The organism is Janthinobacterium sp. SUN137, assembly GCF_030587265.1.
GTDB classification, from domain to species: Bacteria; Pseudomonadota; Gammaproteobacteria; order Burkholderiales; family Burkholderiaceae_D; genus Janthinobacterium; species Janthinobacterium kumbetense.
The window spans coordinates 1,366,853-1,390,232 of the sequence record NZ_JAPWHZ010000001.1; the positions used below are offsets into that span (position 1 = coordinate 1,366,853).

A 23,380-nucleotide genomic window follows, 5' to 3' on the forward strand; every position below is an offset into this window, starting at 1 on the left:
TACCCGCGACGAATTGAACTTTTTTTGGATTGTTCCTGACCGATGCCTACTTCGACCTTGTCTGCACGCGCTTTCCCCCATTCCAGCCTGTCCATTTTTACGCCTGCCACCATGCTCGCCTGACGCGGCCATGCAGTTCCACCTCCAGGTGCAGGGCCCGGCGGGCAGCCAGGCGCTGGCCATCGACGCCGCCAGCGAGGCCGAGGCGATCCGCGCGGCCGTGCGCGGCGGCTGGCGCGTGCTGGCCGTCGACGATGGCGCGGCGCAAGAGGCTGGCGTCGCGCCGCGCCTGGGCAAGCAGGGCTTGCCCCTGCTGCAATTCAGCCAGGAGCTGCTGGCCCTGCTCGAAGCGGGCCTGAACCTGGGCGAGGCCATGGCCACCCTGCACAACAAGGAAACGCGGCCAAGCGCAAAGGCCACCCTGGCCGCCATCGTGCTCACCCTGCAGCAGGGGCAAAGCTTTTCCGACACCCTGGCCGGTTTCCCCGACATCTTCCCCGACATTTACATCGCCACCGTGCATGCGGCCGAACGCTCGGGCAACCTGCCCGAGGCGCTGGCGCGCTTCGTCGGCTACCAGCTGCAGTTCGACGCCATCCGTAAAAAACTCATTTCCGCCGCCATCTACCCGTGCATGCTGCTCGTCGTCGGCGGTCTGGTGACCCTGTTCCTGCTCGGCTACGTGGTGCCGAAGTTCAGCGTCGTCTACGAAAGCTCGGGCCGCGAAATCCCGTGGATGTCGCAAATGCTGCTGGGTTTTGGCCAGACCCTGGCCGCGCATCCGCTGCTGTGTGCCTGCGCGCTCGCCGCCGCCGTTGGCGCCGTGGTCTTCGGCATCGCCAATGCCGGTACGCGCCAAGCCCTCGTCTTGCGCCTCTTGCGCCTGCCCGTGCTGGCCGGGAAGGCGGCGGAGTTCCGCCTGGCCCGCTTCTATCGCGCTCTGAGCCTGCTGCTGCACGCCGGCATCCCGCTGCACAAGGCGTTGGCCATGGTGGCGCCCATGCTGCTGCCGGCGCAGCAGGAGCAACTGGCGCAGGCGCGCCGCGCGGTGCAGGAAGGCATGCCATTTTCCACCGCGCTGGAACACGCCGGCATGGCCACGCCGGTGGCGCAATCGCTGCTGAAAGTGGGAGAGAACACGGGCCGCCTAGGCGACATGCTGGAACGCTCAGCCAAATTCCACGACGAGGAATTCGCCCGCTGGGTGGACTGGGCCTCGCGCCTGCTCGAGCCGCTCTTGATGACCGTCATCGGCGTCGTCATCGGCGGCGTGGTGGTGCTGATGTACATGCCGATCTTTGAACTGGCCGGGAGCTTATCGTGAACGTTATCGTGAAGGTCATGCCATGAACGCACGCGACGAAGAACGGGCCGTGCTCGATGCGGCCATGCTGCGCCGCGCCCACGCCAGCGCACTGGAACAGGGCCGCCCGCAGATGGCCGTGCTGCAGGAAACGGCGGCCCTGCCGCCCGAAGTCTTCCTGCGCCAGCTGGCCGCCCTGTTTCGCTATCCGGCCTGGACGATGGCAGAGCTGCAAGCCGCCCTGCCCGCCTTTGCCCTGCTGCCCTACACGGATTGCGCGCAGCGCGACTGCGTGCTGCTGCAGCCAGACGCCCCCGGCGCGCCGCCCGTACTCGTCATCGGCAACCCGTTTGCCGAAGACTTGCTGCAGTGGGCCGACTTCGCCCTGTCCACGCCCTTCACGGTGGCGCTGGCGCATCCGGACGACCTGGCCGCCTACCTGCAGCAGCAGGAAAGCGTGCAGCAGGCGATGCAGGAAATGCAGCACGGCGACGACGTGCCGGGTCTCGACCAGAGCATCGAGGACATCTCGCTCATTCGCATCAGCGAAGACAGCAGCCCGGTGGTGAAACTGGTGAACTCCACCATCTACGACGCCCTGAAATTCCAGGCCAGCGACATCCACCTCGAATGCGACGTGGCCAGCCTGGTCATCAAATACCGCGTCGACGGCGTGCTGGTGCAGGCGGGCCAGGTGCAGGGACTGGCGATGGCGGAACAGATCATCTCGCGCATCAAGGTGATGGCCGACCTCGACATCGCCGAGCGCCGCATCCCGCAGGATGGCCGCTTCAAGGTGCGCGTGAAAGGGGCGGAGATCGATTTTCGCGTTTCCATCATGCCCAATATCTTTGGCGAGGACGCCGTGCTGCGCCTGCTGGACCGGCGCGCACTGACGGAAGCGGCGCAGGCGCTGCGCCTGGAAAGCCTGGGCCTGAACGAGGACGCCATCGAACAGATACGGCGCCTGGCCGCCAAGCCGCACGGCATGCTGCTGGTGACGGGCCCCACGGGTTCCGGCAAGACCACCACCTTGTACGCGGCCATCACGGAAGTCAATACGGGGCGCGACAAGATCGTCACCATCGAGGACCCCGTCGAATACCGCTTGCCGCGCGTGCTGCAGATTCCCGTCAACGAAAAAAAGGGGCTGACGTTCGCGCGCGGCCTGCGCTCCATCCTGCGCCATGATCCCGACAAGATCATGATCGGCGAAATCCGCGACGACGAGACGGCGCAGATCGCCGTGCAGGCGGCGCTGACGGGCCACCTGGTGTTTACCACCGTGCATGCGAATAACGTCTTTGATGTGGTCGGCCGCTTCCTGCACATGGGCGTCGACGCCTACAGCTTTGCGGCGGCCCTGAACGGCATCGTGGCGCAGCGCCTGCTGCGCCTCAATTGCGCCCATTGCGCCGTCGACGCCAGCGCCGAGGTGCTGGCCGATGCGCAGCAGCTGCGCGACAGCGGCCTGGCCCTGCACCAGGTGCAGGACTGGCAATTCATGGCCGGCAAGGGCTGCGGCCACTGCCGCGGCACCGGCTACAAGGGGCGCAAGGCCGTCGCCGAGGTCCTGATGCTCAGCGATACGATGCGCGAAATGATCTGCACGCGCGCGCCCCTGAGCCAGATGAAGGAAGAGGCGGCGCGCAACGGTTTTCGCCTGGCGCGCGAAGCGGGCCTGGACCTGGTGCGGCGCGGCGAAACCACTTTAGCGGAGCTCAATCGTGTCACTTATTGAACGCCTTACCCGCGCCACCCTGTGCCTGCACGTGGCGCCGCACGGATTGGACGGCGTGCTGCGCCGCGCCGGCCGTCCCGTAACGGACAGCGCTTTTCACGTGCCCATCCTGAACCCCGACGCCAGCTGGGAAGTGGCGCTGGCAAGCTTGCACGGCTGGCTCGAACAGCACAATGAAAAAAAACTGCCGCTGGCCGTCAGCCTGGCCAGCCGCTGGTGCGCCATGCTGATGGTGCCGTGGAGCGGCGCCCTGCTCGACGCGGCCAGCGCACAGCGCTTCCTGCACAGCCAGTTCGCAGCCGTCTACGGCGATGGTGCGCGCGCCTGGCGCCTGGCTGCCGACGATGCACCGTACGGCAAGCCGCGCCTGGCCTGCGGCGTCGATGCGGCCCTGCTGCAAGGGGTGCAGGATGCAGCCGCCGCGCATGGCCGGCGCTGCCTGTCCATCGAACCCATCGTAGGGCCGGCCTGGCGCAGCATGGCCGGCAACAAGCCTGCCGCCTTCGCCCTCGTGGAAGCGGGCCGGCTGCTGCTGGCAACGACGAGCAGCGGGCGCATCACAGCCCTGCATAGCCAGTCTTGCGGCGCCGCCTGGGGCGACGAACTGGATCGGGCGTGGCGGCGCTGGAACTTGCGCGCGCCGCAGCTCGACACCATCGAGCACGTGGTGCTGCTCGACCTGAGCGGCGAACTGCAGGATGCGCTGCCGGCGCGCTTCCAGCCCGTTGCCGTGGCCAGCGCCGCGCACCTGATGCGGGAGGCCGCATGGGCCTGAGCCGCCTGGAATTGCCGGCGCCCGGCGCAGTGCAGACGTTCAGCGGCTGGCGCCTGGCCCTGTGCCTGGCGGGCTCCCTGCTGCTGTTGCCGGCCGCCGTGTACTGGCTGGTGCAGGCGCAGGAAACGCGGCGCCTGGAGGCGCAACTGGCACAGCTGCAGCCCCCGCGTCCCGTGCGCGCCCCCCTCTCGGCGACCCAGCAACGCGAACGCGACAGCGAACTGAAACAGGTGGCCGCCGCCGTGCGCCAGCTCAACCTGCCCGTCACGCGCCTGGTGAAAACGGTGCAGGCGCCGCGCGACGTGCGCGTGGCCCTTCTGGGACTAAACCTGAACGCGCAGCAGGGACAGGATGGCGCCAGTGTCCTGAAAATCGCCGCCGAAGCGGAAACGCCACAGGACATGCTCAACTACCTGGCCTTCCTGAACCAGCAGCCCATGTTCAGTTCCGTGTACCTGCTCAAACACGAGATGAATGCGAACGCTCCCGAACACCCGTACCGTTTTCAGTTGGAGGCGCAATGGCGGCAATAAAATCCGTGCTGAAAGCCAGCACGCCCGTGGCGCGTCCACGCCTGCAACTGCGCCTGCCCCCGCGCCTGCGGTGGGAAGCGCAACGGCTGTGGCGTACCCTAGGCTGGCCCAGCGCCATCGGCGCGGCCTGCCTCGCGCTGGCCGCTTTCGCCATGCAGCAGGGCGATGCGCTGGCCGCGCGCCAGCAGCAACTGGCGGCGCAACTGGCCGCTGCGGCCAGACAGTCGGCGCTGCCGCCGGCGGCCATCTCGCTCGATGCCGATGCCGACAGCCTGACCGCCTTTCACGCCTACCTGCCCGCGCACGACAGCATTCCCGAGCAGCTGAAAACCTTGCTGGAAGTGGCGCAAAAGAGCGGCGTCACCCTGGCCAAGGCCGACTACAAGCCGCAGGAAGATGGCAATACGGCCTTTTTGCGCTACCAGATCACCCTGCCCGTGAAAGCCGAATACGCGCAGCTGCAAACGTTCATCGTCGACGCCTTGCAGGCGCTGCCCACCCTGACGCTCGACTCCGTGCTGTTCAAGCGAGAGCAGATCGAGGCGGGCGAGATCGACGCGCGCATCCAGTTCATCCTGCTGGTGAAAAAGGCGGAGGTACGCCGATGAAGAAAGTCGTACTAGGAAGCGCCGCCGTGGCGACCTTGCTGGCAGCCCTCTTCGCGCCCGAGGATGAAGGCAGTATCGTGGGACCGGCCACGGCCACCACGCGCCAGGTAGAACGGGTGGCGCCAGCAACCGTGCTTCCCGATACAGCCGCGCCGGCGCCTGGCCGCCCGCTGGCGATCCATCCGCGGCGCGCACTCGACGATGACGAGGTGGCCACCCTGTTTGCCAAGCAAAGCTGGCAGCCCGATACGCCAAAAAAAATTATGCTCGACCAGCAGGCCGCCCAGGCTGCGCTGCCTGCCGCCCGCGCCGATGCGAACGCGCCGCCGCCACTGCCCTTTCAATTCCTAGGCCGTTTCGTCGACGAAGGCAAGGCTGCCTACTTCCTGCAAGCGGGCGAACGCAACGTGGTGGCGCGCCCCGGCGACACGCTCGAGGAGCGTTACCGCTTCGACGGCGTGGTGCAGGGCGCCCTGCAATTTACCTATCTGCCGCTCAACCTGAAACAGACACTCGCCGTAGGGGACCTCAATTGAAACGACGCGCCGCACGTATGTCTCGTACTATCATCACCCTGCTCCCGATGCTGTCCCTGCTGGCCGCCTGCGCCGGCAACCAGGCCTACAACGACGGCCAGGCCATGCTGGGCGCCGGTCGCACGGAACAGGGCCTGGCCCTGCTGGAACAAGCGGCGCAAGCCGAGCCGACCAACGCCAAGTACCGCATCGCCGTCACCAACGGCAGGATGCGCGCGCTGAACAGCCTGAATGGCCGCGCCGAAGCGCTGCGCCAGCAAGGCAAGCTACCCGAAGCGCAAGCGCTGTACCAGCAGGCGCTGGTGCTGGATGCCAGCAACGACGTGGCGCAGCGGGGCCTTGCCGGCGTGGCGCAGGATGAGCGGCACCGCAAGCTGGTGCAGGAAGCGCAGGCCAGTTACCAGCGCGGTGGCGAAGCGAATATCGCGCAGGCGCAGGAAGCCTTGCGCCAGGTGCTGCAGGAGCGCCCCACACAGCGCGAGGCGCTGGCCCTGAAAAGCCGCATCGGCGAGGCGCAGTCAAAAAACCTGCCATCCGGCGGCAAGCTGGCGGCCGCCTACCGCAAACCCGTGACGCTGGAATTTCGCGATGCGCCGCTACGCTCCGTGTTTGACTTCATCAGCAAGGTGTCGGGCCTGAACTTCGTCTTCGACAAGGAAGTCGACCCGGCCCTGCGCGCCACCATCTCCGTGCGCGACACCAGCATCGAAGAGGCGATCGCCATGCTGCTGGGCGCGAACCAGCTGGAACAAAGCGTCACCAGCGACAAGTCGATCACGATTTACCCGAACACGCCGCAAAAGGTGAAGGATTACCAGCAGCTCGTGGTACGCACCTTCTTTCTCGCCAATGCGGACGTCAAGACGGTGGCGTTTTCCATCAAGACCCTGCTCAAGGCCAAGGACGTCGTCACCGACGAGCGCCTGGGCATCATCATGCTGCGCGATACGCCGGAAATGGTACGCATGGCCGAGCGCATCATCAACGTGCAGGACCTGGCCGACCCGGAAGTGATGCTGGAGGTCGAAGTGCTGGAAGTGAAGCGGACGCGCCTGATGGAGCTGGGCGTGCGCTGGCCGGACCAGGCCAGCCTCACGCTGGCCGGCGTCGGCACGGGATTGGGCGGCCTGAAGGTGGCCGACCTGCACCGCATCAATGGCGACAACATCAACCTGGGCATCGGCGGCGTCACCCTGAACGCCAACAAGACGGACAGCGACAGCAATATCCTGGCCAATCCGCGCATCCGCGTGCGCAACAAGGAAAAGGCCAAGATCCTCATCGGCGACCGCGTGCCCGTCATTACCGTCACGACGAATAACGGCGTCAGTTCCGACAGCGTCAACTACATCGATGTGGGCCTGAAGCTCGACGTCGAACCGAACGTCTACCTGGACGACGAAGTGGCCATCAAGATCAACCTGGAAGTGTCGAATGTCGTCAAGGAAGTCATCAGCAAGACGGGCACGCAGGCTTACCAGATCGGCACGCGCAGCGCCTCGACGGTGCTGCGCCTGAAAGATGGCGAAACGCAGGTACTGGCGGGCCTGATCAGCGACGAGGACCGGGGCACGGCCAACAAGGTGCCGGGCGTGGGCGAACTGCCCGTGCTGAACCGCCTGTTCGGCAGCCAAAAGGACGACGCCATGCGCAGCGAGATCGTGCTGTCGATCACGCCGCGCCTGCTGCGCAGCATACGCCGCCCGGACCTGATGACGGCCGAATTCAACTCCGGCACCGAGGCATCCGTGGGCGGCCGTGCCAGCGTGGGTGGCAGCCCCGAAGCCGTCGCCGCGCCCGAGCAGGCCGCCCCACGCAGCGGCTCGCCCATGACGGGCGGCGACGAGGCGCCAGCGGCAGGCGACAAGGCCACTGTCAAGGGTGGCCAGTGAGGTGGCCAGTGAAACAGCGGGGCTTTACCTTCATCGAGCTGATGATCACCCTGGCGATCATGGCGACCCTGGCCACGGTCGCCGTGCCGATGGCGCAAGTGGCGCAGCAAAGGGCGAAGGAACAGGAGTTGCGCAGCGCCCTGATCGAGATACGCGAAGCGATCGATACCTACAAGCGCGCTTCCGACAATGGCCGCATCAAGCTGTCGCTGGGCGCTTCCGGCTATCCGAAAAAACTCGAGGAACTGGTCGAGGGCGTGCCCGACCAACGCAGTCCCTCGAAGCAGAACATCTATTTTTTGCGCCGCCTGCCGCGCGACCCGTTCCTGCCCAGGGAAGCTGGCAGCGCGGCCGACAGCTGGAGCAAGCGCGCCTACGCCTCGCCGCCCGACAATCCCAGCGAAGGCGAAGACGTGTTCGACGTCGCCTCGCGCTCGACCAAGGTGGGCCTGAACGGCGTGCCGCTCAAGGAATGGTGATTTCGATGCCCTGCTCACATCCGCGCCGCGGTTTTACGCTGGTCGAACTGCTGGTGGTACTGGCGATCATCTCGCTGCTGCTGACGATCGCCATTCCCCGCTATTTCGGCTCGGTGGAAAAATCGAAGGAGGTCGCCCTGAAGGAAAACCTGCAGGTGCTCCGGAGCGGCCTGGATAAATACTATGCCGACAAGGGCGAGTATCCGGCCGCACTGGCCGACCTGGTGACCCACCATTACTTCCGCAGCGTACCGTTGGACCCCGTCACGGAGTCCGCCGCCACCTGGCAACTGATCCCTTCGCCGAATGGCGAAATCGGCGGCGTGGCGGACGTGTGCAGCGGCGCCAAAGGCAAGACGCGCGAGGGCATCCCCTTTGAGCAGCTCTAGTTTCCAGCGCCGCGCACGGGGTTTCGCGTATATCTGGACCCTGATGCTGGTAGCCTTCATGGGCGTGGGTTTGGTGCTGGCCAGCGAATTGCATGCCACGGCCGCGCGGCGCGACAAGGAACGCGAGCTGCTGTTCATCGGCCATGAATTCCGCAACGCGCTGGGGCGCTACTACGACAGCACGCCGGGCGACGGGCGGCCCCGCTATCCATTGACCTTGCAGGAACTGCTGCGCGACCCGCGCTTCGCCAACGCCCGGCGGCATTTGCGCCGCCTGTATGCGGACCCCGTCACGGGCAAGGCGGAATGGGGCCTGCTGCGACAGGAGGGCCGCATCGTCGGCATCCATTCGCTGTCGCCGCAACTGCCCATCAAGCAGGACAACTTTCTCGACGAAGACGCCAGCCTGCGCCGCAAGCAACGCTACGCGGACTGGCACTTCACGTATCCGCACGACCTGGTGCTGGCCCCGCCCGATGCCGCCGGCGGCGCGCCCGGGCTCAAGCCGAAAGGCGCGAACTGATATCATGCCCGCATTCCATATTCAGCATCGAGCAAAGGAGCAGGCATGAGCATAGGTGGCACTTCCATCGAACAGGCATTGGCATCGCTGTCGGACATGACATCCGGCATGGTCGCCATCGGCAAGGACGAACACGCACAACGCATCGCCAAGGCGCAGGCGTTCATGCGCAAGCAGGGCATCGCCGCGATCTACCTGAACGCGGGCGCCAACCTCACCTATTTCACGGGCACCAAATGGTATGCCAGCGAACGCATGGTGGGCGCCATCCTGCCGGCCAGCGGAGAGCTCGAGTACATCGCCCCCGCCTTCGAAGAAAGCACCCTGACGGGCTTCATGGTCATCGAGGGCAAGGTCAATTGCTGGGAAGAGCATGAAAGCCCGTACCAGCTGTTCGTCGACGCGCTGGCGCGCATGGACATAGCCCAGGATGCGGCCGCGCCACCGCGCGTGGGCATCTGCGAAAGCGCCGCCTTCTTCATCTACGACGGCATCAAACCGCTGGCCCCCGGCTACGCGCTGGAAAATGCGCGCGCCGTGACGGCATACTGCCGCAGCCGCAAGTCGCCGGCCGAAATCGCCCTGATGCAGCGCGTGATGGACATGACCCTGGCCGTGCACGTAGCCACAGCCAGCATGCTGTATGAAGGCATCACGACGGTGGAAGTGGAAGAATTCATCCAGCGCGCGCACCGCAAGGTGGGCGCGCCCCGCTCGTATTTCTGCATCGTGCTGTTCGGCGAAGCGACCGCCTATCCGCATGGCGTGAACTACGTGCAGACCCTGAAAGCGGGCGACACGGTGCTGATCGACACGGGCTGCCAGGTGATGAACTACATCTCCGACATCACGCGCACCTATGTGTTTGGCACCGTCAGCGAACGCCAGCGCAGCGTGTGGAACAGCGAAAAGGCCGCGCAGGCAGCCGCATTCGCCGCCGCACAGCTGGGCGTACCCTGCGGCGACGTGGACCGCGCCGCGCGCGTCTCGCTGGAAGCGGACGGCTTCGGCCCCGGCTACAAGCTGCCCGGCCTGCCGCACCGCACCGGCCACGGCATCGGCCTCGATATCCACGAGTGGCCTTACCTGGTGGGCAATGACACGACGCCGCTGGACGTGGGCATGTGCTTCTCGAACGAGCCGATGATCTGTATCCCCGGCGAATTCGGCATCCGCCACGAAGACCATTTTTACATGACGGAAAACGGCCCGCGCTGGTTCACCGAACCAGCGCACAGCATCGACGATCCGTTCGGGCTGAAGGTTTAAGCCGCCTTCGTCAACGCCAGCCGCCGTGCCGCTGCCACGGTGGTCATCGCCGGCGCGCTTCCCTGCGCCAGCTTGAACACAGCCAGCGCCGTGCCCAGTTGCACGGCCTGTTCCTGCAGCGATTCGGCCGCCGCCGATGCTTCTTCCACCAGCGCGGAATTTTGCTGCGTCATTTGATCCATGCTGCCGATGGCCACGCCGATATCGCCGATGCCGGTGCTTTGCGCCTGGCTTGCGGCGCTGATCTCGGCCATGATGTCGGCCACCTTTTTCACGGAATCGACGATCTGCCCCATGGTCAATCCCGCCTCGTCGACCAGCTTCGAACCCTCGTTGACCTTGGCCACCGAATCGCCGATCAATTGCTTGATTTCGCGTGCCGCTGCCGCGCTGCGCTGCGCCAGGTTGCGCACTTCGGACGCCACCACGGCAAAGCCCCGTCCCTGTTCGCCCGCGCGCGCTGCTTCCACGGCCGCATTCAGGGCCAGGATATTCGTCTGGAAGGCGATGCCGTCGATGACGCCAATGATATCGACGATACGCCTGGATGAATCATTGATCTCGCCCATGGTGGTGACCACCTGGCTGACCACCTGCCCGCCCTTCACGGCAACCGACGATGCCGACACCACCAGTTCATGCGCCTGGCCCGCGTTGGCGGCGTTGTCGCGCACGGTGGCGGTCAGGCTATCCATGCTGCGCGCCGTCTGATCCAGGCTGCCCGCCTGCGATTCCGTGCGCGCGGCCAGGTCCGCATTGCCCTGGGCAATCTCGGCACTGGCCACCTGGATGGTTTCAGCCGACGCCTTGATGTCCGAGACCATGCCGCCGAGCTTGGCGCGCATGTCCTTCAGCGCCGCCAGCAAGCTGCTCTGGTCGCCCGCCTCGGTCACGATGTTCATCGAGAGGTCGCCATCGGCCACGGCGCGCGCGATCTGGCGCGCGTATTCGGGTTCACCGCCCAGCTGCTGCCAGATGGCGCGCACGACGAAACGCGACACGGCCACCAGGCAGACGATGACGGCCAGCGCCACGGCGATACTGGTATTGAGCGCATTGCGCACATTGGCCGCGCTGCGTTCGATGCCCTGCTTGAACTGTATTTGCGCCTGTTCGTTGGTTTTTGCCAGGTCCGTGTTGAGCACCGCCAGCGCGCCCTGCATGCGCGCCACCGTCGCTTGCGGGTCGCCCTCCTCCATTTCCAGCATGATGCGCGCAGCGCTCAGCGCTGGCGCATAGTAGGCATCGAATTCCCTGGCCAGGCGCTGGCCCTGTTCGCGCTGGCCGGGGATCGCCGCAAAGGCCTCCAGCTTGGCGCGCAGCTTGACGGCCTGGCCGCCGACTTGCCCGATACGCTCCTTGTCGCCTTCGCTGACGGCATCGCGCAGGGCGTCGCCGACGGCGGCCACGTCCAGGGTCAGCGACTTGGCCATGTCGAGCACGGGATAGTCGGCACTTTCGGTGGCGTGGATGGAATTGAGCGTGGCCGTGGACAGATAGGCGCTGACGGCCAGTCCCAGTCCGAAAATCACGGCCGAGACGACAGGCAGCGCCCATATCTTGCGTTTGATGCTCATGGCTGTCTCCTGATGTTGATCGATTGTCGGGCCGCCGCATGGCGTGCAGCCCGAGCCGGCTTTATGGCGCCGTCAGCACCACTTTGACGGTGCCGTCGACGGCACTCTTTTCGATATAGCCGATGGCTTTCGGATCGGCCGCAACGGCCTTCTTCACGTCCGCGCTATTGGCCACTTCCTTCGGCAAGGTCGCCTTGCCCGTGAAGACCAGCTTGGACCACAGGGCCTTCGCCTGCGACGGCTCCTTGTCCGTCACCTTTTTGTAGAACTCGGCGCGCACGGGGGCACTTTCCGGCTGGTCGATCGGCGTCATGGCCGTCGATTTACCGAGGAAAAACTGCGCCACCTGTTCATTCGTCATGGCGCCGGCGGCGCTCTTCGGATTGACCACCACGACCACTTCGGCCATGGCGGGAATAGCGGTCGACAGCGCCAGCAAGGCAGCCACATTTGCAATAAATGGTTTCATGCGGCGCTCCTCAGAAAACGAAATCGATAGCGGCGGCAGCCACCGTGACGGGACCATGGAAGCCAGGTTTGGCTTGCACGAACAGGCCCGGGCCATTCTTCGGCTTGATGCGGTCGATCTGCACCTTCAGGGCCGCCGAGCGGTGGAAGTCCCAGCGCACGCCGATGCTGTCCGTCGACTGCTCCAGCTGGTTGCGCATATAGGCCAGAGTGTCGACGCCGGCCGACAGGGCGCGCAGGGTCGGCGTGCAGGCGGCCGGATAGCCGGCTGGGCAGGCAGCAGGCACGGTGTTGTTCACGCGGCCATCGGCCTTCAGGCTGGCGTGGCTGTAATACGGCAGGAAGGCGCCCATGCGATAGCCGCCCATCACGTACCACGAAGTGCTGTCGCTGACATAGCTGTCCGTCTTGCGCTTCGCATATTCGGACTGCACCAGGACATTGTTCCAGTCCAGGCCCAGGCCCACGGACGTGAACGACGCCTTCTTGTCCTTGACTTCCAGCGCATCGGCCAGGGCACCCAGCTGGGCGATCCGGTAGCCGCTGCCGGCCGCGCGCAAGCTGCCCATCAAGGTGTTCAGGCTCGGTGAATCGTTGATCGTCAACTTGGTTTCGGCACGACCGAAGCGCATGGCGAAGGGGCCATGTTCGGCCACCACGTTGAGGGCGACGATGGACTTGCCTTCCACCTGCACGGTCGAATCGGGACCCGTGGCAAGGGTGGCCTTGGTGCGGCCCAGCGCCAGCTGCGTGGTGATGCTGGTATCGCCCGCGCTGAACTGGTAGGTACCGTCGACGCCATCGATGCTGTTGAGGGGAACCTGCGAATACATTTCGCCCGGCGGGCGCAGCATGGTGTTGGCATAGCCCACGTTGCGGTAATCGGAAATCATGAAGACGGGCAGACCCATGCGGCCGACGCGCACACTGAAGCTGTCCGACACCTTGGCCTTGGCAAAGGCCCACGCCAGTTCGGCGCCGAAATCATCCTCGCCATCCTTGCGCGCCAGGCCCTGCACGGTGGCCGACAGCCACGGATTGACGGTGACATTGGCCTGCAGGCCCAGGTTGGAATCGACCCCCGTGCGCGCAGTGCGGCCGGCGCCGGCAGCCTGGTTCGGGCGCGCAAACTGCGCGTTGTCGGTATCGGCCATGGTCAGGGCGGCACTGCCGTAACCGCTGATCTTGACGGCGGGGCCGGTGGCCTCTTCGGCATAGGCATGGCTGATGGCCAGGGGCATGGCCAGCAGGAAAATCAGGACGTGTTTATTCATAGTAATTAAATACCCGTAGCGGTGAACATTAATCGTGGAGTGGACTCGAGGTCGATGGCTCACCGGCCGTGAAAGGCCGGGTCCGTTTTTTTCGCGCCGCCATCGCCTTGGGCGTGCATGGCGGCGTGACCAGTGAGTAAAACCATGCTACAGAGAAAAGGTTTTACGTTGGAAAGTTTTCTGGAGGCAATGAGCGAATTCGCCCGTTTTCAAGGAAAAAGCACGCGTTCTAGAGGGGTTTATCTAAATAGCACGCCGTGCAAAACCACACTTTCACTATACTTTTCATACACTTATGGATAATTCATCGGAATAGAAACTGATGGACCGATATCGCTGATTTTCCTGGCTCCGACATAAAAAAACGCCGCCACGCAAAACAGTGCGGGCGGCGCCGGGGCTGGCAAGCCCGGTGATTCTTATTGGGCTTTGCCCGTGTAGCTCAGTTCCGGCAACTCCTTCGTCGCCTCGTCCGCGTTCACCAGTTCCGGCACGACGCGGCCAACCAGCAGGCCGATCGCCGGCGACGTACGCACATACTTGACCTCGCCCTTTTCCAGGACAAAGCTGACCTTATTGGTCGCCTCGGTCGAGGTGCTGGCTTCATGGCTGCCGGTGGCAGCATCCACGTAAAAATATCCGCCTGGCTGGGATTTCCCCACTTCCGAGCCATCCATCATTACCGCCGGCTGGAGCGCCGCACCAAACATGCTGCTAGTACGGTAGAAATAAATACGGCCCTGGTCTGCATTCAGCGTTGGCGTCGATGCCTGCATGGCAGAGAACTTGGGACCGCTGGCGGCACAACCGGTCAAGGCGACAACGGCACCAATCAGGGCAAGTTTCACGAGTTTCATGGTTTCCTGTTTAGTTGAAAAGAATGGACTTCCGCTGATTCAGGCTGACATAACTGCGTTCGGCAGGAAGATAAAATCCGACCAGCATGGCACTTTCAACAACCAGGTACGCTTCATGGATATGCGCCCCCTCGATCGTAAACACATCCAGGTAAGGCTTGTAGACTGCGCCTTGCGGCACGCTGCCAATCTGTCTCCAGTGGCTCCCGGCCTTCAAGGTACGGTGGTAACCCGTGTTCAGCTGAATTTCGAGCGCAGAGGCCAGCGTACGTTCAACGCTGTCACCTGCAGGAACGAGGGAGATTACTGCCGGCGTTTGCTGTACCGCGCAAGAACATAACGCAAGGGACAGGCAAACACTGTTCAGCATATGGCGGAGGGACATGGGCATTCAGTTAAGAGTGACGTGCTGATAACGGAATGCCATCATAGCTAGTAAGAATACAACAATACTATCCAATACTCACTTTCCTAACAGGAAATTTAAATTTCCTCTCTTTCAACAACTTTTCTGATAACGCACCTGCAGCAACCGTGCAGGTGCGCCATCCGGGCAGGGCACCCGCACGGCAAGCTGTCTTATTCGCGCTTCGACACCAGGGTCAGGATGTCGTAGCTGGCCACCAGTTCTTCATTCTGGTTCGTCACCTGTACGTCCCACGCCACCACGCCCTGTCCTACGCCAAACACGTCCTTGCGGTTGCGGTCGACCTTGCGCTTGCACGTCAGGCGGGCGCGGATGGTGTCGCCGATGGCGACGGGCGCGACGAAGCGCAGGTTGTCCAGACCATAATTGGCCAGCACGGGGCCCACGCCGGGCGAGACGAACAGGCCGGCGGCCGCCGACAGCACGAAGTAGCCGTGGGCGATGCGCTTGCCGAACTGCGACTCCTTGGCCGCGATTTCGTCGAAATGCATGTAGAAGAAGTCGCCCGAGATGCCGCCAAAGGCGACGATGTCCGCTTCGCTGACGGTGCGGCGATGCGTGAGCAGCGAGTCGCCCGTCTTCAAGTCCTCGAAGTGCTTGCGGAACGGGTGGATCGGGCTTTCGTTGACGTCCGCGCCGCGCACGTACTCGCCCGTGATGGCCGCCAGCATGGTCGGCGAGCCTTGCACGGCCGCCCGTTGCAGGTAGTGGCGCACGGCGCGCACGCCGCCCAGCTCTTCGCCGCCGCCCGCGCGGCCAGGGCCGCCGTGCTTCAATTGCGGCAGGGGCGAACCATGGCCCGTCGAGTCGACGGAGGCCACGCGCTCGAGCACGTGCACGCGGCCATGCGTGGCCGCCACTTGCGGCACCACGCGCGCGGCGATCTTCGGATCGCGCGTCACCAGGGTGCTCACCAGGCTGCCCTTGCCGCGCGCGGCCAGGGCCAGCGCCTCGTCGATCTCCTTGTAGCCCATCATGGTGCTGACGGGGCCGAACGCTTCCACGTCATGCACGGCGTCGTTGCCGAAGGCGTCGCGGCACAGCAGCAGAGTCGGCGAGAAGAAGCTGCCATCTTGAGCGCCATCGCCCAGCGGATTGAAACCGTCGGCCGCGCCGAACACCACCTCGTTACCCTGCGACAGGGTGGCGACACGCTCGGCCACATCGTTCTGCTGCTCTTTCGATGCCAGCGCGCCCATGCGCACACCGTCGATGGACGGGTCGCCCACCACCACCTTGGCCAGGCGCTCGCGCAAGCGCGTGCCGACGGCGTCCATCAGGTGCTCGGGCACGATGATACGGCGGATGGCCGTGCACTTCTGGCCCGACTTGCCCGTCATCTCGCGCACGACTTCCTTGACGAAGAGGTCGAATTCCACATCGTCCGGCGTGACGTCCGGCGCCAGGATGGCGCAGTTGAGCGAATCGGCTTCGCCGTTGAACGGCACGGACTGGGCGATCAGGTTCGGATTCGTGCGCAGCTTGGCGGCCGTGGCGGCCGATCCCGTGAAGGTGACGAAATCCTGGCCATTCAGGCGGTCCAGCAAGTCGCCCGTGGAACCGATCACCAATTGCAGGCTGCCAGCCGGCAGCAAGCCCGATTCGTGCATCATGCGCACGACGGCCTGCGTCAGGTAGCTCGTCGCCGTGGCCGGCTTGGCGATGCAGGGCATGGCCGCCAGGAAGCTCGGGGCGAATTTTTCCAGCAAGCCCCAGATGGGGAAGTTGAAGGCGTTGATGTGCACGGCCAGGCCGCCGCGCGGCACCAGGATGTGCGTGCCGGCGAAACCGCCCTTCTTGCCCAGCGCGATAGCCGGGCCTTCGTGCAGCACGTTCGACGACGGCAGCTCGTTGCTGCCCATGCTGGCGTAGGCGAACAGGGTGCCTGTACCGCCTTCGATATCGACCCAGCTGTCGGCGCGGGTGGCGCCCGACAGGTGCGAGATCGCGTACAGCTCTTCCTTGCGCTCGACCAGGTACAGCGCCAGTGCCTTCAGGCGTGCGGCGCGCTGCTGGAAGTCCAGCGCCATCAGACCGGGTACACCCGTCTTGCGCGCATACGTGACAGCTTCGTCGAAGTCGATCTTTTCCGCATGCGTGTGATAGATGACGCGGTTGTTCAAGGCGCTGTGCAGGGGCACGGCGGCGCTTTCGCCCAGCCAGCGGCCGGCGATCAGGCTTTGCAGGGTAGATATTTGAGCCATGTGGTTTACTCCTATGTTGGTTTTTACTGCGCTGCGGCGTTCTTGTGCAAATGCAGCGGCAAGGCCGATTCGAAATTGAGGCGCTGGCGGTTCGCTTCGACTTCCGTCAGGGCTTCCACTTCGCGCATCGTGTGCATCGAGCGCACGGCCAGTTCGTGATACTGGCCCGTGCCCGAGCTTTTCCATTTGATTTCATCGTCGGTCAGCGCGCGGATGATCTTGGCCGGCGTGCCCACCACCATGCTGCGCGGCGCGACAATCATGCCCGCCTTCACAAAACTCATGGCCGCGACGATGGATTCCTCGCCGATAATGGCGTTATCCATCACCACGGCGTTCATGCCGACGAGCGCGTTGCGGCCGATGCGGCAGCCATGCAACACGGCGCCATGGCCGATATGGCCGTCGACTTCGACCACCGTGTCGCAGCCGGGAAAACCGTGCATGACGCAGGTGTCCTGCAGGTTCGCGCCTTCTTCCAGGATCAGGCGGCCGAAGTCGCCGCGGATCGAGGCCAGCGGACCGATGTAGCAGCGCGGGCCGACGATCACGTCGCCGATCAGCACTGCCGACGGATGCACGTAGGCGCTGGGGTGGACGACGGGGGTGACGCCGTTGATTTCGTAGACTTTGACCATACAGACTCCTTACATGCCCAGATAGGCGCTTTGTACCTGCTCGTTATGCAGCAATTCAGAGCCGGGACCGGACAGCGTGATGGCGCCCGTCTCGATCACATAGCCCACGTCGGCGATCGACAGGGCCGCATGCGCGTTCTGCTCGACGAGGAAGATGGTGATGCCCTGGTCGCGCAATTCGGCCACGATGCGGAAGATTTCCGCGATCAGGAGCGGCGCCAGGCCCATGCTCGGTTCGTCGAGCAGCAGTAGTTGCGGGCGGCCCATCAGCGCGCGCGCCATGGCCAGCATCTGCTGCTGTCCGCCGGAGAGCGTTCCGGCCAACAGCAGACGCTTTTCCTTCAGGATCGGGAACAGGCCATACATGCGCTCCATGTCGCCCGCCACGTCCTGCGCAGGGCGGGTAAAGGCGCCCAGGCGCAGATTGTCTTCCACCGTCATGGGGCCGAACACTTGCCGCCCTTCCGGCACCTGGCAAATACCGCTGCGCACGCGCTTGTCCGCGCTCATGCGGCTCACGTCCTGGCCCGCGAAGGCGATGCTGCCGGCGCTGATCGGCTGCACGCCGGAGATGGCGCGCAGCAGGGTCGTCTTGCCGGCGCCATTGGCGCCCACCAGCGCCACCAATTGGCCCTGGCGCACCTGCAGGTCGATGCCGTGCAGGGCCTGGATGCGGCCGTAATGGCTGGTCAGCCCTTTGATATCGAGTACCAGTGGAGCCTGAATTTCATTTTGCATCATGCCGCCACTCCCAGATATGCCGCCACCACGTCGGGATTCGCGCGCACTTCGGCGGCGGTCCCTTCGGCCAGCTTCTTGCCATAGTCGAGCACCAGGATATGGTCCGACAGATTCATTACCAGTTTCATGTCATGCTCGACCAGCACCACCGTCACCCCCGATTGCGCCACCTTGCGGATCAGGGCTTCGATTTCGCCCGTTTCCGTGTGGTTCAGGCCCGCGGCCGGTTCATCGAGCAACAGCACTTTCGGCTTGGCCGCCAGCGCGCGGGCGATCTCCAGGCGCTTCAAGGCGCCGTACGACATCTGCCCCGCCTCGTCATCGATATGCCGGCCCACGCCGACGAACTCCATCAAACTGGCCGCCTCGTCGCGGCAAGCCGCATCGGCGCGGCGCACGGACGGCAAGCGCAGCATAGAAGCGAACAGGTTCTGGTTCAGGCGCAGGTGCGCGCCCACCATCACATTGTCGATGGCCGTCATGTTCATGCACACCTGCAGGTTCTGGAAGGTGCGGCTCATGCCGCGCCGCGCCAGCGCATCGGGCGACATGGCAGCCACGTTTTCGCCATTGAGCAGGATCTCGCCTTTGGTGGGCGTGTACACGCCCGTGATCAGGTTGAACAGGGTCGTCTTGCCGGCGCCGTTCGGGCCGATCACGGAATGGATATTACCTTCCTTGACCGTGAAGCTGACATCCTGCACCGCGTGCACGCCGCCAAAGCTCTTGCTCAGATTGTTAATCGTCAGCATGTCACACCTCCTGCGCGGATTTGACGGGCGCCTTGGGCGTGGCAGCCCGCTTGCGTGAACGGCTGGCCAGGCTGGGCACCAGGCCCTTGGGCATGAAGATCATGGTCGCCATCAGGATCACGCCAAACACCACCGTTTCCCAGCCTTCAAAACTGGACAGCAGTTGCGGCAGGATCGTCAGCAGGGCCGCACCGATGATGGAGCCGAAGATCGACGCCATGCCGCCCACCACCACCATCGTCACCAGTTCGATCGAGTGGAAGAAACCGGCCAGGTTGGGGGTGATGAAACCGATGTAGTGGGCACTGATGCTGCCCGCGATGCTGGCAATCACCGCCGACAGCACGAACACGCGCACCTTGAAGCGGGTCGTGTCGACACCGACCACGCGGGCCGCCACTTCCGAGCCGTGGATGGCCTGCAGCGCGCGGCCGACGGGCGAATCGATCAGGTTCAGGGCCAGCCATGTGACCAGCAACAGGAGTACGGCACACACCAGGTACCACGATTTCTCGCCGGCGATTTCCAGGCCGGCAACACTGAAGGCGGACACGCCGATGCCGTCCGGGCCCCCCGTCCACTGCGTCTCGTTGTTGATGACGATGGAAATGATGATGCCCAGGCCCAGGGTCGCCATGGCCAGGGTATGACCCTTGAGTTTCAACACAGGACGCGCCAGCAGCAGCGCCAGCAAGCCCGTGGCGACGGCGCCCGCCGCCAGGGCAGCCAGCGGCGGCCAGTTGTAGTGCGTGGTCAGCACGGCAGACGCATACGCGCCCAGGCCATAGAAACCGGCATGACCGAGGCTGATCTGGCCCGTGTAACCCATCAGCAGATTCAGGCCGATGACGACGATGGCGTTCAGGGCGATGCGGATCGCCACGTCATAGTAGAACGCGTTAGTCAGGAACAGGGGCAGGATGGCCAGCACCAGGGCCAGCAACAACAAGCCGCCGTGGCGCGAGCGGGTAAAGAAACTCTTCATACACGCTCCGAATTTTTAGCGCCAAACAAGCCTTGCGGCAGGAAGAACAGGATCAATAAAATCAGCACGAAGGGCACCGCGTCCTTGTAGGCCGACGAAATGTAACCGGCCGTCATGGCTTCGGCGATGCCCAGGATCAGGCCACCAGCGATCGCGCCCGCGCCGCCGCCCAGGCCACCGAGGACGGCGGCAACAAAGCCTTTCAGGCCCAGCATGATGCCCGCGTCATACGAGGTGTAGGTGATCGGTGCAACGAGGATGCCGCCTGCCGCGCCCAGCAGGGCCGACAGGCCGAACGAGAACAGCAGCACCTTGCGCGTGTTGATGCCCACCAGTTGTGCCGCCAGCTTGTTGTGCGAGGTGGCCAGCATGGCCTTGCCCATCAGGGTGCGACCAAAGAACCAGCCCAGCACCAGCACGATGACGACCGTCACGCCCAGCACCCACAGGCTTTGCGGCAGCAGGCTGGCGCCCAGGAATTCGATCGGCGCATCGCCGGAAAACGCCGGCAGCGAATGCGTATCCTTGCCCAGCCAGATTTGCACCAGGCCGCGCAGCACGAGGGAGGCGCCGATGGTGATGATCAGGAGCGTGATGACCTGTGCATTTTGCGCCGGTTCGATCACGGTTTTTTCCATCAACAGGCCAACGATACCGGTGGCGACGACGGCCAGGATGATGGCCAGCGGCAGCGGCACGCCGGCGGCCGACATCACGGCAGCCAGCATCCCGCCCAGCATGATGAATTCGCCCTGGGCGAAATTGATCACGCCGCTGGTGTTGTAGATGATGGTGAAGCCCAGCGCCGCCAGCGCGTAGGCGGAACCGACCGTCATCCCGGAATACAGAAATTGTAGAAATTGAGCGACTTCCATGGTGTCTCCATTATGTTCGGCTACGCGCGAACCGCCTTCGAGGGCGGCCCGCGCGGGTACTTCTGGCTTACCTTCTCGAACTTATTTAGACAATTGCCATTCGCCGTTCTTCACTTCGACCATGCGGAAAGCCGACAGATCCAGGCCCATGTGGTCCTTGGCCGACATGTTAAACACGCCGGTGGTGCCGACAAAACCCTTGGTCGATTCCAGCGCCGCCCGCACTTTTTCGCGGTCCGTGCCGCCGGCGCGCTTGATGGCGTCGACCGACAGGTTCAGGGCGTCGAGCGCATAGCCGCCGAAGGTCGACGGGTCGATCTTGTAGCGGTCCTTATACGTCTTGTCGTAGCCGACGACGACGGCCTTCTGCGCGTCGCTGTCGGGCAGCATGGCGCCGATCAGCAGCGCCGGCGTCGGCAGGCGCACGCCTTCGGCGGCCTTGCCCGACAATTTCAGGTATTCGTCCGACGCCACGCCATGCGACTGGTACAGTGGCAGCGCGGCCATGCCCAGCTGGCCATAGTTCTTGGTCACGACGGCCGGGCCCTGGCCCAGGCCGAACACGAACACGGCTTGCACGCCGGCGGTGTTCTTGATGCGCGTGAGCTGCGCCGTGATGTCCGTGTCTTTCGGACCGTAAGTTTCATCGGCCACCAGAGTGATGCCGTATTTGGACGCGACGATTTGCGATTCCTTGCGGCCCGAGGCGCCAAAGCCGCTCGTTTCCGACAGCAGGCCAACTTTGCTGATGCCGCGCTTCTTCATGTCCTCGAACACCTTCTCGGCCGCCATGCGGTCCGTATGCGGCGTCTTGAACACCCATTTCTTGACCGGATCGATGATGACAACGGCACCGGCCAGTGAAATGAACGGCATGCTGGCGCGATCCACCAGCGGCGCCATCGCCATCGTCGCGCCCGTGGTGGTGCCGCCGATCAACACATCGACCTTGTCCGACTCTATCAGGCGCTTGGTAAAACCGTTGGCCTTGGCCGCGTCGCTGCCGTCATCGTAGTGCACCAGTTCCAGCTTGCGTCCCAGCACGCCGCCGGCCGCGTTGATCTTCTCGATGTACAGCTGCAGGGTTTTCAGTTCCGGGTCGCCCAGGAAGGCGGCCGGGCCCGTGACGGACAGCACGGAGCCGATCTTGATGTTATCGGCCGCATACGTGCCCGCGGCGGACATGGCCAGCACGCCGGCGATCAGGGTTTTCTTGAAGATATTGGCAATCATTGTGGTCTCCACCAGGTTGGCACTACGGTCTATGTATGGTTGGCGCTTTTTTGCAAGCCTGCGCCTTTTTTGTTTTATTTTTTATACGCGCTCAATTACGACAGCAATACCCTGCCCCACGCCGATGCACATGGTGCACAGCGCATAGCGCCCGCCCGTGCGTTCCAGCTGGTTTAGCGCGGCCATCACCAGGCGCGCGCCCGAGGCACCCAGCGGGTGACCGATGGCGATCGCGCCGCCATTCGGGTTCACGTGAGCCGCATCGTCCGCCAGGCCCAGGTCGCGCGTGACGGCCAGCGCCTGCGCGGCAAACGCTTCATTGAGTTCGATGACATCCATCTGCTCGATGGTCAATCCCGTCTGCGCCAGCACCTTGCGCGAAGCGGGCGAAGGGCCAAAGCCCATGATGCGCGGCGCCAGGCCGGCCGTGGCCATGCCCAGCACCTTTGCGCGCGGCATCAGCTTATATTTGTCGACGGCGGTGGCGGACGCCAGCAAGATGGCGCAGGCGCCATCGTTCAAACCCGAGGCATTGCCGGCCGTGACCGTGCCGTCCGCTTTCACGACGCCCTTGAGTTTCGCCAGCATTTCCAGCGAAGTGTCCGGACGCGGGTGTTCATCGCTCGTGACCATCTTCGGATCACCCTTCTTTTGCGGCACGGCGACGGGCACGATTTCGCGCTCGAAGACGCCGGCCGCGTGGGCGGCGGCCCAGCGCTGCTGGCTGCGCAGGGCTAGCGCATCCTGGTCGGCACGGCTGATGCCAAATTCCACGGCCACGTTTTCCGCCGTTTCTGGCATGGTGTCGATGCCGTACTGCGCCTTCATCTTGCCGTTCACAAAACGCCAGCCCAGGGTCGTGTCCTCGATTTTCGCTGCGCGCGAGAACGCGCTGTCAGCCTTGCCCATCACGAAAGGCGCGCGCGTCATGCTTTCCACGCCACCGGCGATGATCAGCTCCGCCTCGCCTGCCTTGATGGAACGGGCAGCCATGCCGACGGCATCCAGGCTGGAACCGCACAGGCGGTTGATGGTATTGGCCGGTACTGCCGCCGGCAAGCCGGCCAGCAGCGCAGCCATGCGGCCCACGTTGCGGTTGTCCTCGCCCGCCTGGTTGGCGCAGCCGTAAAATACATCGTCGATGGCGGACCAGTCGACGGAGGGGTTGCGGGCGATCAGCGCGGCAATCGGCAGCGCGCCCAGATCGTCGGCGCGCACGCTGGACAGCGCACCGCCATAGCGGCCAAAGGGAGTGCGTACGGCGTCACAGATAAAAGCGTCATTCATGTTTGGTTCCTTGT

The 23,380-nt window shown here is 64.3% G+C and carries 24 protein-coding genes; 11 read left to right on the plus strand and 13 right to left on the minus strand.

Going from position 1 to position 23,380, the window contains the following annotated elements; translation table 11 throughout:
• The first annotated feature begins 130 nt into the window (after window positions 1–130).
• The 11 genes from O3298_RS06180 to O3298_RS06230 are packed head-to-tail and all read left to right on the plus strand — an operon-like array spanning window position 131 to window position 10,048.
• Window positions 131–1,324 (plus strand): type II secretion system F family protein, encoded by a 1,194-nt coding sequence (locus tag O3298_RS06180; RefSeq protein ID WP_305058767.1) that lies wholly within the window; start codon window positions 131–133, stop codon window positions 1,322–1,324.
• A gap of 22 nt (window positions 1,325–1,346) precedes the next feature.
• Window positions 1,347–3,044 (plus strand): GspE/PulE family protein, encoded by a 1,698-nt coding sequence (locus O3298_RS06185; RefSeq protein ID WP_305058768.1) that lies wholly within the window; start codon window positions 1,347–1,349, stop codon window positions 3,042–3,044.
• Window positions 3,031–3,819 (plus strand): hypothetical protein, encoded by a 789-nt coding sequence (locus O3298_RS06190; RefSeq protein WP_305058769.1) that lies wholly within the window; start codon window positions 3,031–3,033, stop codon window positions 3,817–3,819. The genes O3298_RS06185 and O3298_RS06190 overlap by 14 nt, the downstream gene beginning before the upstream one ends.
• Window positions 3,810–4,352 carry a hypothetical protein gene (locus O3298_RS06195; RefSeq protein ID WP_305058771.1) on the plus strand — a complete coding sequence of 181 codons (543 nt, stop codon included), beginning with the start codon at window positions 3,810–3,812 and terminating at the stop codon, window positions 4,350–4,352. Before O3298_RS06190 ends, O3298_RS06195 begins: the two co-directional genes overlap by 10 nt.
• Entirely contained in the window at window positions 4,340–4,960 is a 621-nt protein-coding gene (pilO, locus tag O3298_RS06200; protein ID WP_305058772.1) for a type 4a pilus biogenesis protein PilO, read from the plus strand. The genes O3298_RS06195 and pilO overlap by 13 nt, the downstream gene beginning before the upstream one ends.
• Window positions 4,957–5,496 (plus strand): hypothetical protein, encoded by a 540-nt coding sequence (locus O3298_RS06205; RefSeq protein ID WP_305058773.1) that lies wholly within the window; start codon window positions 4,957–4,959, stop codon window positions 5,494–5,496. Before pilO ends, O3298_RS06205 begins: the two co-directional genes overlap by 4 nt.
• A gap of 17 nt (window positions 5,497–5,513) precedes the next feature.
• The gene (locus O3298_RS06210; RefSeq protein WP_305058774.1) at window positions 5,514–7,388 is read left to right on the plus strand and encodes a secretin and TonB N-terminal domain-containing protein; all 1,875 of its coding nucleotides are present in this window, start codon (window positions 5,514–5,516) and stop codon (window positions 7,386–7,388) included.
• An 8-nt stretch (window positions 7,389–7,396) separates the two neighbouring features.
• Window positions 7,397–7,867: a type II secretion system protein gene (locus O3298_RS06215; protein ID WP_305058775.1), complete on the plus strand. Its 471-nt coding sequence runs from the start codon at window positions 7,397–7,399 to the stop codon at window positions 7,865–7,867.
• Window positions 7,868–7,872: 5 nt separating this feature from the next.
• On the plus strand, window positions 7,873–8,256 hold the full coding sequence (locus O3298_RS06220; protein ID WP_305058776.1) for a type II secretion system protein: 384 nt from the start codon (window positions 7,873–7,875) through the stop codon (window positions 8,254–8,256).
• On the plus strand, window positions 8,243–8,779 hold the full coding sequence (locus O3298_RS06225; RefSeq protein ID WP_235194153.1) for a type II secretion system protein: 537 nt from the start codon (window positions 8,243–8,245) through the stop codon (window positions 8,777–8,779). The genes O3298_RS06220 and O3298_RS06225 overlap by 14 nt, the downstream gene beginning before the upstream one ends.
• A 45-nt stretch (window positions 8,780–8,824) precedes the next feature.
• On the plus strand, window positions 8,825–10,048 hold the full coding sequence (locus O3298_RS06230) for a Xaa-Pro peptidase family protein (RefSeq protein ID WP_289903427.1): 1,224 nt from the start codon (window positions 8,825–8,827) through the stop codon (window positions 10,046–10,048).
• On the opposite strand, the gene O3298_RS06235 is transcribed toward O3298_RS06230, so the two are convergent.
• The 13 genes from O3298_RS06235 to pcaF form a co-directional block, all read right to left on the minus strand.
• Complete coding sequence (locus O3298_RS06235) at window positions 10,045–11,625, minus strand: methyl-accepting chemotaxis protein (protein ID WP_305058777.1); 1,581 nt, start codon at window positions 11,623–11,625, stop codon at window positions 10,045–10,047. The genes O3298_RS06230 and O3298_RS06235 overlap by 4 nt on opposite strands.
• A 61-nt stretch (window positions 11,626–11,686) precedes the next feature.
• Complete coding sequence (locus O3298_RS06240) at window positions 11,687–12,094, minus strand: hypothetical protein (RefSeq protein ID WP_289903423.1); 408 nt, start codon at window positions 12,092–12,094, stop codon at window positions 11,687–11,689.
• A 10-nt stretch (window positions 12,095–12,104) separates the two neighbouring features.
• Complete coding sequence (locus O3298_RS06245) at window positions 12,105–13,367, minus strand: hypothetical protein (protein ID WP_305058778.1); 1,263 nt, start codon at window positions 13,365–13,367, stop codon at window positions 12,105–12,107.
• A 419-nt stretch (window positions 13,368–13,786) separates the two neighbouring features.
• The gene (locus O3298_RS06250) at window positions 13,787–14,224 is read right to left on the minus strand and encodes a DUF2846 domain-containing protein (RefSeq protein WP_289917429.1); all 438 of its coding nucleotides are present in this window, start codon (window positions 14,222–14,224) and stop codon (window positions 13,787–13,789) included.
• Between the two features lie 10 nt (window positions 14,225–14,234).
• The gene (locus O3298_RS06255) at window positions 14,235–14,609 is read right to left on the minus strand and encodes a hypothetical protein (RefSeq protein WP_289917432.1); all 375 of its coding nucleotides are present in this window, start codon (window positions 14,607–14,609) and stop codon (window positions 14,235–14,237) included.
• A 194-nt stretch (window positions 14,610–14,803) separates the two neighbouring features.
• Window positions 14,804–16,855 carry a phenylacetic acid degradation bifunctional protein PaaZ gene (gene paaZ / locus O3298_RS06260; RefSeq protein WP_305058779.1) on the minus strand — a complete coding sequence of 684 codons (2,052 nt, stop codon included), beginning with the start codon at window positions 16,853–16,855 and terminating at the stop codon, window positions 14,804–14,806.
• A 23-nt stretch (window positions 16,856–16,878) separates the two neighbouring features.
• Window positions 16,879–17,493 carry a phenylacetic acid degradation protein PaaY gene (paaY, locus tag O3298_RS06265; RefSeq protein ID WP_289903419.1) on the minus strand — a complete coding sequence of 205 codons (615 nt, stop codon included), beginning with the start codon at window positions 17,491–17,493 and terminating at the stop codon, window positions 16,879–16,881.
• A 9-nt stretch (window positions 17,494–17,502) separates the two neighbouring features.
• The gene (locus O3298_RS06270; RefSeq protein ID WP_305058976.1) at window positions 17,503–18,231 is read right to left on the minus strand and encodes an ABC transporter ATP-binding protein; all 729 of its coding nucleotides are present in this window, start codon (window positions 18,229–18,231) and stop codon (window positions 17,503–17,505) included.
• Complete coding sequence (locus O3298_RS06275; RefSeq protein WP_099666449.1) at window positions 18,231–18,986, minus strand: ABC transporter ATP-binding protein; 756 nt, start codon at window positions 18,984–18,986, stop codon at window positions 18,231–18,233. Before O3298_RS06275 ends, O3298_RS06270 begins: the two co-directional genes overlap by 1 nt.
• A gap of 1 nt (window position 18,987) precedes the next feature.
• Complete coding sequence (locus O3298_RS06280) at window positions 18,988–19,971, minus strand: branched-chain amino acid ABC transporter permease (RefSeq protein WP_289900230.1); 984 nt, start codon at window positions 19,969–19,971, stop codon at window positions 18,988–18,990.
• Entirely contained in the window at window positions 19,968–20,846 is an 879-nt protein-coding gene (locus O3298_RS06285) for a branched-chain amino acid ABC transporter permease (protein ID WP_230538975.1), read from the minus strand. The genes O3298_RS06280 and O3298_RS06285 overlap by 4 nt, the downstream gene beginning before the upstream one ends.
• Before the next feature lie 81 nt (window positions 20,847–20,927).
• Window positions 20,928–22,079, minus strand: coding sequence for an ABC transporter substrate-binding protein (locus O3298_RS06290; protein ID WP_305058780.1), 1,152 nt, complete (start codon window positions 22,077–22,079; stop codon window positions 20,928–20,930).
• Between the two features lie 81 nt (window positions 22,080–22,160).
• Window positions 22,161–23,366: a 3-oxoadipyl-CoA thiolase gene (pcaF, locus tag O3298_RS06295; RefSeq protein WP_305058781.1), complete on the minus strand. Its 1,206-nt coding sequence runs from the start codon at window positions 23,364–23,366 to the stop codon at window positions 22,161–22,163.
• Between the last annotated feature and the right edge of the window lie 14 nt (window positions 23,367–23,380).

Coding starts and splice junctions, on each gene's coding strand:
- O3298_RS06180 (WP_305058767.1), top strand. CDS start 131: ATGCAGTTCCACCTCCAGGTGCAGGGCCCGGCGGGCAGCCAGGCGCTG.
- O3298_RS06185 (WP_305058768.1), top strand. CDS start 1,347: ATGAACGCACGCGACGAAGAACGGGCCGTGCTCGATGCGGCCATGCTG.
- O3298_RS06195 (WP_305058771.1), top strand. CDS start 3,810: ATGGGCCTGAGCCGCCTGGAATTGCCGGCGCCCGGCGCAGTGCAGACG.
- pilO (WP_305058772.1), top strand. CDS start 4,340: ATGGCGGCAATAAAATCCGTGCTGAAAGCCAGCACGCCCGTGGCGCGT.
- O3298_RS06205 (WP_305058773.1), top strand. CDS start 4,957: ATGAAGAAAGTCGTACTAGGAAGCGCCGCCGTGGCGACCTTGCTGGCA.
- O3298_RS06210 (WP_305058774.1), top strand. CDS start 5,514: ATGTCTCGTACTATCATCACCCTGCTCCCGATGCTGTCCCTGCTGGCC.
- O3298_RS06220 (WP_305058776.1), top strand. CDS start 7,873: ATGCCCTGCTCACATCCGCGCCGCGGTTTTACGCTGGTCGAACTGCTG.
- O3298_RS06230 (WP_289903427.1), top strand. CDS start 8,825: ATGAGCATAGGTGGCACTTCCATCGAACAGGCATTGGCATCGCTGTCG.
- O3298_RS06235 (WP_305058777.1), bottom strand. CDS start 11,625: ATGAGCATCAAACGCAAGATATGGGCGCTGCCTGTCGTCTCGGCCGTG.
- O3298_RS06240 (WP_289903423.1), bottom strand. CDS start 12,094: ATGAAACCATTTATTGCAAATGTGGCTGCCTTGCTGGCGCTGTCGACC.
- O3298_RS06245 (WP_305058778.1), bottom strand. CDS start 13,367: ATGAATAAACACGTCCTGATTTTCCTGCTGGCCATGCCCCTGGCCATC.
- O3298_RS06250 (WP_289917429.1), bottom strand. CDS start 14,224: ATGAAACTCGTGAAACTTGCCCTGATTGGTGCCGTTGTCGCCTTGACC.
- O3298_RS06255 (WP_289917432.1), bottom strand. CDS start 14,609: ATGTCCCTCCGCCATATGCTGAACAGTGTTTGCCTGTCCCTTGCGTTA.
- paaZ (WP_305058779.1), bottom strand. CDS start 16,855: ATGGCTCAAATATCTACCCTGCAAAGCCTGATCGCCGGCCGCTGGCTG.
- paaY (WP_289903419.1), bottom strand. CDS start 17,493: ATGGTCAAAGTCTACGAAATCAACGGCGTCACCCCCGTCGTCCACCCC.
- O3298_RS06270 (WP_305058976.1), bottom strand. CDS start 18,231: ATGCAAAATGAAATTCAGGCTCCACTGGTACTCGATATCAAAGGGCTG.
- O3298_RS06275 (WP_099666449.1), bottom strand. CDS start 18,986: ATGCTGACGATTAACAATCTGAGCAAGAGCTTTGGCGGCGTGCACGCG.
- O3298_RS06280 (WP_289900230.1), bottom strand. CDS start 19,971: ATGAAGAGTTTCTTTACCCGCTCGCGCCACGGCGGCTTGTTGTTGCTG.
- O3298_RS06285 (WP_230538975.1), bottom strand. CDS start 20,846: ATGGAAGTCGCTCAATTTCTACAATTTCTGTATTCCGGGATGACGGTC.
- O3298_RS06290 (WP_305058780.1), bottom strand. CDS start 22,079: ATGATTGCCAATATCTTCAAGAAAACCCTGATCGCCGGCGTGCTGGCC.
- pcaF (WP_305058781.1), bottom strand. CDS start 23,366: ATGAATGACGCTTTTATCTGTGACGCCGTACGCACTCCCTTTGGCCGC.